Annotated in this window: 12 protein-coding genes; all 12 read left to right on the plus strand. The window is 62.7% G+C overall.

Features of this window, described 5'->3' with window-relative positions:
- The first annotated feature begins 422 nt into the window (after positions 1-422).
- A complete protein-coding gene (locus C480_RS10195; protein WP_006665535.1) occupies positions 423-1,070 on the plus strand; it encodes an HNH endonuclease in 648 nt (215 codons plus the stop codon).
- A gap of 2 nt (positions 1,071-1,072) precedes the next feature.
- Positions 1,073-1,540 carry a hypothetical protein gene (locus C480_RS10200; RefSeq protein WP_006665536.1) on the plus strand — a complete coding sequence of 156 codons (468 nt, stop codon included), beginning with the start codon at positions 1,073-1,075 and terminating at the stop codon, positions 1,538-1,540.
- Positions 1,537-1,806, plus strand: coding sequence for a hypothetical protein (locus C480_RS10205; RefSeq protein ID WP_006665537.1), 270 nt, complete (start codon positions 1,537-1,539; stop codon positions 1,804-1,806). The genes C480_RS10200 and C480_RS10205 overlap by 4 nt, the downstream gene beginning before the upstream one ends.
- Before the next feature lie 3 nt (positions 1,807-1,809).
- Entirely contained in the window at positions 1,810-2,973 is a 1,164-nt protein-coding gene (locus tag C480_RS10210) for a hypothetical protein (protein ID WP_006665538.1), read from the plus strand.
- A 103-nt stretch (positions 2,974-3,076) separates the two neighbouring features.
- Positions 3,077-3,403 (plus strand): hypothetical protein, encoded by a 327-nt coding sequence (locus C480_RS10215; RefSeq protein ID WP_006665539.1) that lies wholly within the window; start codon positions 3,077-3,079, stop codon positions 3,401-3,403.
- 82 nt (positions 3,404-3,485) lie between these two features.
- Entirely contained in the window at positions 3,486-3,752 is a 267-nt protein-coding gene (locus C480_RS10220; RefSeq protein WP_241433813.1) for a hypothetical protein, read from the plus strand.
- Positions 3,753-3,754: 2 nt separating this feature from the next.
- The gene (locus tag C480_RS10225) at positions 3,755-4,255 is read left to right on the plus strand and encodes a hypothetical protein (RefSeq protein ID WP_006665541.1); all 501 of its coding nucleotides are present in this window, start codon (positions 3,755-3,757) and stop codon (positions 4,253-4,255) included.
- Positions 4,256-4,258: 3 nt separating this feature from the next.
- The gene (locus C480_RS10230; RefSeq protein WP_006665542.1) at positions 4,259-5,842 is read left to right on the plus strand and encodes a phage terminase large subunit family protein; all 1,584 of its coding nucleotides are present in this window, start codon (positions 4,259-4,261) and stop codon (positions 5,840-5,842) included.
- On the plus strand, positions 5,839-7,698 hold the full coding sequence (locus C480_RS10235) for a phage portal protein (RefSeq protein ID WP_006665543.1): 1,860 nt from the start codon (positions 5,839-5,841) through the stop codon (positions 7,696-7,698). The genes C480_RS10230 and C480_RS10235 overlap by 4 nt, the downstream gene beginning before the upstream one ends.
- A gap of 392 nt (positions 7,699-8,090) precedes the next feature.
- The gene (locus C480_RS10240) at positions 8,091-9,572 is read left to right on the plus strand and encodes an XkdF-like putative serine protease domain-containing protein (RefSeq protein WP_006665544.1); all 1,482 of its coding nucleotides are present in this window, start codon (positions 8,091-8,093) and stop codon (positions 9,570-9,572) included.
- 14 nt (positions 9,573-9,586) lie between these two features.
- Entirely contained in the window at positions 9,587-10,666 is a 1,080-nt protein-coding gene (locus C480_RS10245) for a P2 family phage major capsid protein (RefSeq protein WP_006665545.1), read from the plus strand.
- A 14-nt stretch (positions 10,667-10,680) separates the two neighbouring features.
- Positions 10,681-10,874, plus strand: a 194-nt coding sequence (locus C480_RS23005; protein WP_006665546.1) for a hypothetical protein, incomplete at its 3' end; no start/stop codon positions are given.

The following is a 10,874-nucleotide window of genomic DNA, read 5'->3' on the forward strand; positions in this document are numbered from 1 at the left end:
GTTTGTCCAACCCGTCCAACCCTTCCAGCCCATTCTGGAGGGGGGGGGGTCGATTTTGGACCCCCTCCCCCCTTCCTCGCGCCCGCGCGCGTAGAGTGGGAGAGGGTTGGACAAGCCGATAACTTCTCGGCGTCACTCACGCCCGCGAGATTCCAGCCGCGGCCACGCACTCCGAGCTCGGCGGAGCGGCCATGCAGTTCGTCACGAGTTCACCTGGCCACGGTGCCCTTGTTAACCGTGGGTTCCAAGGGAAACGTTTATGCCATCTGCGATAGTAGAATGGGATAACACAACCCCACGCCAGCGTGGGGTATAGCGGGCGACCGCCGGCCTCGAGGTCAGCGCGGAGGGCTCCGGCCCGATGATGCCGCCGCCTCAGGGTCGATATGACCGCCCGGAAAGTCGGGGACGGATAGCTATAGATGACATCAGTTTACAGCACCACCAAGATCGACCCCCCCTGGCGGAACGAGGGATTACTCCGCCGGCTGTATATCGACGAGCAACTCTCTACGAAGGAGATTTCGAACCGTCTCGACTGTGGTGTCTCGACGGTCAGCAAATGGCTCAAGCGGCACGGGATACCAACGAGGGGTCCGGGCGGGACAGATGCTGTCTGTGACACATTGAAAGACGGTGAGAAGTTAAGAGAAGAATATCTCACCAAGGAGAAGTCAACACACGAACTCGCTGATGAACTCGACGTCTGTGCTTGGACCGTCCACCAATATTTAATCAAACACGACATCCCACGGCGTGGTTTCGGGAACGTGGGTGAAGATAACGGCAACTACAAAGGTGGCCACACGGACGACTACGGCCCATCGTACCAGAGGCAGCGCAAGAAGGCGTTGGAGCGCGACGATTATGAGTGTCAAGTTTGTGGGATGACCCAGACGCAGCACAAACAAGAAAGAGGTGAACAACTACACATTCACCACATCCGACCGTTTCGGAAGTACGGTGTCGAAAATCACGAAGAGGCGAATCGGTTGGGGAATCTCATCAGTTTGTGTCAACAGTGCCACTCAAGATGGGAAGGTGTCCCCGTCGTTCCTCGGAGGGATTGAAAATGGACGGTCCTTATGCCCAACATCTGCTCGACGCGAGCGACGTCTGCAGCAATTGCCTCAGAAAGAACCGAGTCGAACGCATCGATCCGGTCCGCGGCGGACTCGTCACTGAACTCGACTCGCACCTCTCGCGGGACGAGACTCGGACGTCGGTTGGCTACGGGCCGGCCGACTGCGTCTCGGAGCAGAAGGGCGTCTTCTGCGAGTGCGGCGTCGAGGGGGCGTTCGAGCGCCTCTGGGATCCGACGGCCGTGGCCGAGGACGAGTTCAAGACGCTGGTCAAGGCGGCGCTGGCGACGCTCGCCGAGAAGGACGTCACGGTCCGCCGGAAGGAGACGGTGATGTACGCACTCAGTCACTATCGTGACCACGGCAACGTCGACCGGGCACTGGCGTCGGCACTCGACGCTGGAATCGTGGCGGCTGCCGCAGCTGGCAATGACGATCGCGACCAGGTGCGAGCATGACTGACCTGGTATGTCACGTCTGCCAGACCCCGATTGTCGATCAGGATCCGGTTCGGACGGTCGCTGGTGAGCCAGCGCACTCGGACTGCCTTCAGGAGTCTGAACTCGTGGAGGATATCACAGCGGGCGATGTGGAGGGCGTTCGTCAGACACTCTTTCAGGACCCCCGCCTGGAGGAGGCGAGCGCTGAGTATGCGGCGGGATGGGTGGATGCACTGATTGCGATGGATATGGCGCTGACGAATCCTGACGATTTCCGAGACTGACAGATGGCAGAGACACCAGAGTTGACGGCGCGGCAGAAAGAGTTCATCGCCCATCTCCCGTCCTCGACGCCGGCCCTCGCGGACCGCCTTGGGATCGAGACGACGTCGGTCGAATCGATCCGCAACGCGATCCGTGACAAGGACATCGGCCTCGAGTACGACCGTGAGGCGAATCAGTGGTTCCTCGCAGACGAGCGTGCACCGAAGCTTCGCCGGGTTTCGACGAAGCACAAGGGCACGAAGACCCGCGAGGCGAACGAGTTGATCGAGGCGGAGGAATCGGTACTGCTCCGCCGACTGCGTCGGACCGACCCGCTGCAGACGCCGGCGCACGAGGACCCGGGAGTCGAGTCGTTCGTCGCCGTGCTCTCGGATCTGCACTTCGGCGACCTTGTCGAGGACGATCGTGGCAACGTGGTCTACGATGTCGAGACGGCCCGCGCGTGTGTCGAGACGTTCACGGAGAAGTGCCTTCAGATCCGCGGCCTCGAGGAGCAGTACACGCGCTTCGACGACGCCCACCTGTTCCTGTTGGGTGACATGGTCACTGGCGAGGGGATCTACGAGGGGCAGGTCCATGACCTCGAGGCGTTCTTGGCCGACCAGGTGACCGAGTCGGTCGAGGCGCTGTACGAGCTGGCCGTCACGCTCGCCGACGCGTTCGAGACGCTGCACATCCACTGCGTCCTGGGCAACCACGGCCAGGTGCGCGCGTCGGGTGTCTCGCGGCAAGCGAACTGCGACCTGATCGCCTATCGCTGGCTGGATGACGCCCTTCGACGCGATGCCGTCGATAACGTTTCGATGGAGGTTGCGGAGGCGACCCACCACCTGAACACCGAGGTCCGCGGGTGGCGCGTGCACTGCCGCCACGGACAGGACGGGCAGACACACGTCGACAAGACGGCGGCCTCGAGTCGCGACTGGCGCGGCTGGCGCGAGGCCCACCGTTTCGACATCGCGATGCGCGGCCACTATCACACGCCGTCGCTCGATTGGGTGCTCAACCGCTACCCGGTCGTCTCGGCACCGTCTCCGAAACCCGGATCGGAGTTCATCGAGCGGTTGGGGTCGCCGGATGTCTCCGAGCGCAAGCCCCTCGGCTGGGCGTTCGGCGTCGGCGACAGCCGGCCGATGACGTTTAAACGTCTGATAGATGATAGATGAAGCCCCACGAACCGAACGCTGAACTCGAGCAGTGCCGCGCGTGTGGACGTCTCTACCAACCCGCTGATGAGCGGCCTTGCGATTGCGACCTCGACGAGTAACTATGACTGACGACCCAACAGTACTGAGCCGGCTGGTCCGACTGATTCGGCAAGCCGGCGCACCATCGGAGGATAGCTACGAGCGTGACGGCGCATTTAGCTGGCACGCGGAATCACATGCGGCCGGCATCGGGATCGGAGTCGCGATGGTTGCGGCGACGACCGGCGAGTTCAGATATGTCTCGGCGCTGCTGGCAATCGCGTTCGGAGTCAATCGTGAACTCGCGCCGTCGGACGACGGGATCGTGGAGGACCTTCGATCCGAGCCTCACTATCTCATCGGAGGGCTTGCACTGGGGCTGTGTCTGGGAGCGCTGATTTCGCGATGAGCCGGTCCAGGAACGGAGGGCACGATGCATCATGAGTACGCACACTCCCCGCCAGACCCCCCGCCCGAGGACGTGGTATCACGTGGACGCTCTCGTCGACGAGTACCGCGACGTCGCAAAAGACGGCGACGGTGATTTGAGGATGCTGAAGACTCTCAAGATCATCCGCAGCATCTTAGTCATCGTCGCCATGTCCGCTATCGCGCTGTACGCTCTTTACCTTGGTGCTGATCCGACGCTGGTCGCGGCTATCTGTGTCCCGGCGCTGGCCGCGATCGGGTCGGAGGCCATCGACTACGCGGCGCTCGTGCAGGGCTATCTCGAGGCGCGGGACAACCGAGGGGACTGACCATGACTGACGACGAACTGTGTGGAGCGGACACGAACGACGACGGAACGTGCAAGAACCCCGGCACCAGGTCGGACGGCCGGTGCCACCACCACACTGAGATCGAGGAGGAGCGTCGCCGTCCACAGGAGGGGCGACCGTCCGAACTCGAGGACAACTGGGAAGCCTGCATCGAAGCCGCCGAGCGCGGGTTGACGTACGAGGGCATCGCTCGCGTCGCCGGTGTCGGTGTCTCGACGCTTCGCGAGTGGCGCAACGACAACGACGAGTTCCATGCTGAACTCGAGAAGGCCCGGTCGCGTGGCGAGCAGCAGCTCGTCGAGCGGGTCGCCGAGGACAGGCCCGAGTTCATCCTCGAGCGCAGCTACGATTACGTGAAAACGGAGCGCCACGAGGTCGAGGCCGATGTCGACCAGACGACTGAGCACTCGTTCCCAGACGTCGACACCGACGACGTCCGCGAGTTCCTTCGCTACCGACGCGAGTCCAGCGACGAGGACTGATCTATGAGCACGGCTGACGAGTTCGCCGACGCCGTCTCGAGTCCGGCGGCACGACGAGAGGCGCTGAACCCGTTCGATGGGTGTCCGTGGCAGGAGTTCGTCGACGAACTCACCTACGGATACATCAGTGACGAGTACGACGGGTGGAGCCCACTCGGGGACCATCACGGCGAGTGGCTGCGCCACCTCGCTGGCGAGGCCGACGCCGACGGTGACCTAATCCTCCTCTGTCACCGCGACGGGCTCAAGACGACGATCATCACCGCGTTCGCGATAGCCTGCCTCGAGTATCTGGATGGCTACCGCGTCATCTGGTCGATGAACACGCAGGAGCAGGCTTTTGAGAAGGCAGACGCCGAGTTGAACAAGTTCATCGATCGAAACCCGTGGCTGACGAACCTCAACAAACCGCGTGAGACGGACTCGAAGAAAACGAAGGAGTTCGCCAATGGCTCGAGTCTGAAAACTGGGTGGTTGAAAGGCTCGATTGAAGGGGCACGGGCGCATTTGCTCATCCTCGACGACATCATTTCCGAACAGGGGGACGGCTCGACGCAAACGGTCCTCAATTGGGTCGACGGCGTCGCCCAGCCGATGGTGAAAGACGACGGGCGGACGGTGATGGTTGGGACTCGGAAGCGCCCAAACGACATCTATAGCCACTACCGCGACTACGAGGGCTACGCTCTCCGCGAGTTCCCCGCCGTTCTCGACGTCTGGGATCAGGAATTTCGAAACGATGACGACTGGGGTTCTCGGCGGCCCGACCCGAGTTTTTATACTGAGGTCGAGAATCCGTGGGCCGCCGGCGAGACAATGCACGCGTTGTGGCCGGAGGCTCGAGGCGCGGAATGGCTCGCCGGAAAGCGGTCGAAGATGGCTGACTACCTGTTCTGGCGAGAGTACTGCCTGGTTATCCGCGGAGCGTCGGGCAACCTCGTCGACGAATCCGACGTCAACGAACTCGCCAAGGACGGCGGCTGTTCGATCCGTGGACAGTCACCGCCGCGGCAACTCTCGCCCGGCGCTGGCGAGGCGACGATCGTGGCCCACGACCCGGCTACCTCACCGACTGGAGACAACGCAGCGTTCACTGCGTGGCGTGTCGGCCGCGACGGCCGGCGGACGCTCCTCGACGCGATCGCCGAGAAGGGGATGCAGCCGTCGGACGTCAAGGCGACGATGCTCGACCTGGACGACCGGTACGACCCTGCGGTGATAGTTATCGAGGACAACGGTGTCCAGCAGTACATCCGCGAACACGCAATCTCGTTCTCCTCATCGATGATGTCGAAGATTGTCGGGATTCCGACGACCGGCAAGAAGCACAGCTGGGAAAACGGCATCCCGCGCCTACGGACGCTCGTCGAGAACGGCGGGCTCCAACTCTACCGTGGCCACGACGGCACTGAGGATTTCGTCCAGGCGATGTTGTCACTCGAACTCTCCGACGGCAAGCTCAAGGGCCACACGCCGGACCTGATCGCGTCGTGGTACATGGCTGAGCAGGGGATACGGCGGCTTGAGGACAGCGGAGCACTGGATGATGATCAGGATTCTGATGATTCAGGAGTGAGCTATCTATGAGCGAGAACACCGCGGACGACACGAAGGTATCGGTCAACGTCGAAGGCGTCGGCGGCAAGCAATCACTCTCGAAGGCCGAGAACTCGACGCAACTCCCGGACCGACGAGTTCAGTCGCTCAACCTGGGGATCAAGCCGCCGTACAACCCCGACTATCTGGCTTCGTTCATCGAGTTGAACGAGACCCTCGCGGTCGGCATCCGCAAGAAGTCTCGGTACGAGGTCGGCTTCGGCTTCTCGATCGTCCCCCACGCGGACATCGACCAGGACGAAGCCAGCGACGAAGAGCGTAAGACCATCCGCGAGTTCTGGCGCGGGATCGACTCGACGTGGCAGACCAAGGCCCGGCAGACAGCCGAGCCCGCCACTCCCGAAGAGGTCCTCGAACTCGCACGCCAGGACTACCACCTGATCGGCTGGTGCTGCCTCGAGATCTTGACGAACCTCGAGGGCGAGCCGGTCGGCCTCGCGCATGTGCCGGCGAACACGGTCCGCGTTCGAAAGCCCCAGAGCCGATTCGACCAGCCGCGGCATCCCGAAGAGGGACGCTTCATCGACTCCGACGACGCTGAACTCGCGAGCCGGGGCTACGTCCAGAAACGCGACGGTCGGCGGCGCTACTTCGGCGAGGCGGGCGACCGATACCGCGACACGCCCGTGTTCGTCGACCGCGAGACGGGTGACGTCGCCGAGGACAGCGCCGAGAACCTCGATCACGCGCCGGCGAACGAACTCATCTTCGTTACGAACCCGAACCCGCTCTCGGACGACTACGGCGTCCCCGACTGGGTCAGCGCTATCCGCACGATATCGGCGGACGAGGCAGCGAAGGACTACAACGCCGATTTCTTCGACAACGACACGATCCCGCGGTTCGCCATCAAGGTCAAAGGCGGCGAGCTAACTGAGGAGTCCAAGCGCGACCTCCGGCAGATGCTCAACGGGCTTCGCGAGGAGTCCCACCGGACGGTCATCCTCGAGGTCGACAAGTTCCAGACGCAGATAGACGAGGACGTCGAGATCGAACTCGAACCACTGGGGCAGGGCATCAGCGAGGAGATGTCGTTCGAGGCCTTCCGAGAGAAGAACGAAGCGGAGATCGCGAAGGTGCTGGAGGTCCCGCCAATCAAGATCGGGAACACCGAATCGGCGAACTACTCGAACTCCGACCAACAGGACCGGGACTTCGCATTCGAGGTCATCCAACCAGAGCAGCACAAGTTCGCACAGCGCCTCTACAAGACTCTACACCAGCAAGCGTTCGATGTTCGTGATTGGACCCTCGAGTTCGAGCTCCGTGGGGCCGACCAGCCCAAGGAGGACGCCGAAGTCGCCCGCCGGAAGATCAACGCAGTCAACGGGGCAATCCCGGTCAACCGGGCCCTCGAAATGATCGGCGAGGAACCGCTCGACGATGACCACCCGATCGACGGTGACACGCTCGTCGCCGACATCGGCGGTGGTGCCCCGACCGGTCAGCCCGATGATCAACCGGGCGAGCCACCCGACGACGTCGACGCCCAACTGCCGCCGGAGTCCAACAAGATCGGCGAGCGCGACTGGGCCGACGTCGAACCTGAACTCGCGACCAAGCAGATCGATCAGACACAGTTCTCGAGTTCAAATCTGGACGAGGGACTCTACGATCACGATGACCAGGAGCTATCCCTGTCGTTCCTACGGGACGAAGGCCAGAGCAGCCTGTACGCATACGTCGACGTCCCCGAATCAGAGTGGTCCAGTCTGACCAGCGCTTCGAGCGCTGGCTCATACCATTATGATAATATTCGCCTCAGTTATGGGTATGTAGAAATCACGANCCAGGCTTCCGGAAGGGCCAGCACCCGAGCCTGGTGAGGAGCCGGACGACATTCCTTCGATCTGACTATGTACGAACCAGATACCTGCCCGGTATGCGATTCGGAGTATGCCGAGGCCAAGTCTGTCGGAGCGCACACCTCGCTCCATAGCGCCCATCTCGATTCGAGGTTTGCGTGATGGCATCCGAGACTGACATCCTCGTGTACGTCCACGAGGGCGACGTCTCCGAAGTTTAGCGACACTGCCGATGACCCAGGGAGCGCCCCGACTCCCCTGGACGAAAGGCTCGACCGGGCATTGTGACTATGAGTAAAAACAGCAACAAAGAGCGCGGCGAGAAGCGTGGCGTCCTCTCCACCGGTCGAGCCCGGCAACTCAAGGACGCCGACGCGGACGCCGACGACGACGAAGATGACGAGGGCTGAGACATGCCCCCAGTAACGAAAGCAGGCGGCGAGCAGTTCCGCAAGGACGTCCCGTTCACCTCGAAAGACGCGGACGAGCAGATCGCCGCCGGCATCGTGATGGTGCCAGACAAAGTCGATCTCCAGAACGACTTTGCTCGCGAGGAGACCATCCGCGAGTTCGCAGATCAGTTCCAGGCGTTCTACGACGCCGACGAAGCGGGCGGCGGGATCATGCACTCGGTTTTCCCAGATGGCTGGATGGAACTCGAGCGCAGCGAAGTTCTCGACGAGGCTGAGGAGATCGGCGGCCAGACCGTCGAGGCCGGCGCGTGGGTCCAAGAGTGGCGCTTCAACGACGACGGCCTCTGGTCGGTCGTTGATGACGGCCTCCTCGCGGGCTACTCAATCGGCGCGATTCAGGTCGACTGGAACGGCCCGCACGAACAGGGCGACGTCGACGACATCGAAGTTCCGGACGGGATCCCCGACGAAGCGCTCGTCTGGGAACTCGTCTCAGGACTTATCAGAGAAGTTTCAGCGGTAGACGTGCCTGCCGTCCCCGACGCCCAGATCCTCGAGACCAAAACAGCCACGGAGAAGCGTCTGGGCGACTACCTCGGCGACCGCGACGGGTTCGTCGAGGAGGCGCTGGCGCGGAACCCGGACTGGTCCGAGGACGACGCCGAACGCCTCTGGGACGTGATGAGCGAGGCGGTCGAAGCCGAGGGCTCGAGTGAGCCGGGAAAGATGTCGTTCCTCGAGCGGATCGGCAAGGCTGCAGTGGACGCGTTCACTGGCGACGGCAGTGCGAACATCTCGGAGACACCCGACACCGATCCCCGAGGCACCGCCAAGGAGGGGCGCACCCTCTCGAGTTCGAACCGTGAGTCGGCGATGGCGGCGGTCGACGCGAATCTCGACATCCTGCAGGACGCCGGCGTCGAGCACGGCATGACCCGATTCACTGACCAGGACGGCGTCGACTTCGACCTCTCTGAGCACGATGCCCGCGAGTTCGACGACCCCGACGAGGACGACGAGGAGACAGACGTATCGCCGATCAACAACGCCGCCGGCGGCGACACGCCGGACGACAAAGACTCAGACATGACTGACAACCCCGACGGCGAGGACGACGACAAGTCCCTCGCTGAGCAGAACGCAGAACAGATCAACGACCTGACGCAGGCGGTTGAGAACCTCACCGAGTCCCTCACGGGGCCGGAGGCAAAGACCGCAGAGATCGAAATCGACGGCGAGACGTACGAGGTCCGCGAGGACGCCGCGAAGGCAGTCCTCGGAGCCGACGACGACGTCAGCGTCGCGGAAGCGATCGAGAACCTCAACGAGAAGGCTGCCCGTGTGGACGAGGTTGAGCAGCGCCTCGACACGATCACCCAGCAGTCCGGCGTCTCGACGCAACTCGAGGCCGCGGCTGGCGAGGGCGAAGACGGTGGAGACGACGAAGGCGGTCTGAAGGCCCTCGGTGGGGCCCTCTCCTAACGAGGGAATCTATCATGAGTTCCAACACTATCGACGTAGTCCGACAGCAGAATCAACTCGCCGGCGCGGCGCAGAAGGATGTCGGCCTGGCTGAACTCGACGGCTTCCAGCTGCCGAGTGACGTCACCGAAGAGTTCCTCGAGCGAGTGCAGAAGTCGAACGATCTCCTCGGGCGGTCCGACACCATGACGCTCGAGCGACTCGAACAGGAAGTTCCGCAGTTCGGTGTCCCGATGCTCTCGGGCAGCACGCGCGACGAGGAGGGCAGCCGGACGTCCTCGTCCGATGCGGAGTCGGGGCACGTCAAGTTCAACGCGACAGACAAGTCCTACTACATCCTCGTCGAGCCGCTTCGCGACGCCCTGAAGAACACCCACTACGGGCCCGAACAGTTCGGCGACTACATCGTCGACCAGTTCGTCGAGCGGTGGGCCAACGACGCCGCCCTGATCGGGATGCGCGCCGGGGCCTCGAGCGGCAACCTGCAGTCGATCGGCGGCGCTGCAGCGCTCGACTCGACGTGGGACGGTTGGATCGCCCGCGCCGAAGGCGACTCGCAGAGCGTCGACGACGCTGGCGACAGCACCCGCCTCGGCCTCGAGGACACGGCCACCGCCGACGCGGGGTCCATGCCGGAGGTCGACAACACCGACGGCAGTGGCAACGCACAGGCGATCGACACGAGCGTCTTCAACAGGTCCATTCAGACGCTGGACTCGCGGTACCGCGACACCGACTCGACGGTGTTCCTGCTGAACCCCGACCATGTCCAGCAGTACGCGATGGACCTCACCGAGCGCGAGGACCCGCTCGGCAGCGCAGTCATCTTCGGCGACTCCGACCTGACGCCGTTCTCGTACGACATCGTCGGCGTCAACGGCTGGCCGACTGAGTACGGCATGTTCATCGACCCCGACAACCTCGCATACGGGCTGTTCGAGGGCATGGAACTCGACCAGACGACCGACACGGACAAGGTTCACGAGGACCGGCTCCACTCGCGTAACTGGCTCGAAGGACAGATGGACTTCCAGATCAAGGAAATGCAGGCCGGGACGCTCATCACCGGCCTTGCTGACCCGCTCTCGGCCTAATGTGGTGATCGAAGATGACAACAACCAACGCTAAAATCCGAGAATTGTACGAGAACGGCGAACTCGAGGGGGTTGGAGAGCACGGCAACGACGCTCACACTGAGGATTACGTCACCTCTTCAGACACATTCTCTGGGAATTACAGTGATCTTGCAAGCGTCCCGAGTACGTTCACTCCGGAGGAGCACGGCAACGACGCTCACACTGA

Source organism: Natrialba aegyptia DSM 13077, from assembly GCF_000337535.1.
Lineage (GTDB): Archaea > Halobacteriota > Halobacteria > Halobacteriales > Natrialbaceae > Natrialba > Natrialba aegyptia.

What these genes read in the sequence shown, in the direction of transcription:
- C480_RS10240 (WP_006665544.1), top strand. Translation starts at nt 8,091, where the DNA reads ATGCCCCCAGTAACGAAAGCAGGCGGCGAGCAGTTCCGCAAGGACGTC.
- C480_RS10225 (WP_006665541.1), top strand. Translation starts at nt 3,755, where the DNA reads ATGACTGACGACGAACTGTGTGGAGCGGACACGAACGACGACGGAACG.
- C480_RS10210 (WP_006665538.1), top strand. Translation starts at nt 1,810, where the DNA reads ATGGCAGAGACACCAGAGTTGACGGCGCGGCAGAAAGAGTTCATCGCC.
- C480_RS10215 (WP_006665539.1), top strand. Translation starts at nt 3,077, where the DNA reads ATGACTGACGACCCAACAGTACTGAGCCGGCTGGTCCGACTGATTCGG.
- C480_RS10245 (WP_006665545.1), top strand. Translation starts at nt 9,587, where the DNA reads ATGAGTTCCAACACTATCGACGTAGTCCGACAGCAGAATCAACTCGCC.
- C480_RS10230 (WP_006665542.1), top strand. Translation starts at nt 4,259, where the DNA reads ATGAGCACGGCTGACGAGTTCGCCGACGCCGTCTCGAGTCCGGCGGCA.
- C480_RS10205 (WP_006665537.1), top strand. Translation starts at nt 1,537, where the DNA reads ATGACTGACCTGGTATGTCACGTCTGCCAGACCCCGATTGTCGATCAG.
- C480_RS10195 (WP_006665535.1), top strand. Translation starts at nt 423, where the DNA reads ATGACATCAGTTTACAGCACCACCAAGATCGACCCCCCCTGGCGGAAC.
- C480_RS10200 (WP_006665536.1), top strand. Translation starts at nt 1,073, where the DNA reads ATGGACGGTCCTTATGCCCAACATCTGCTCGACGCGAGCGACGTCTGC.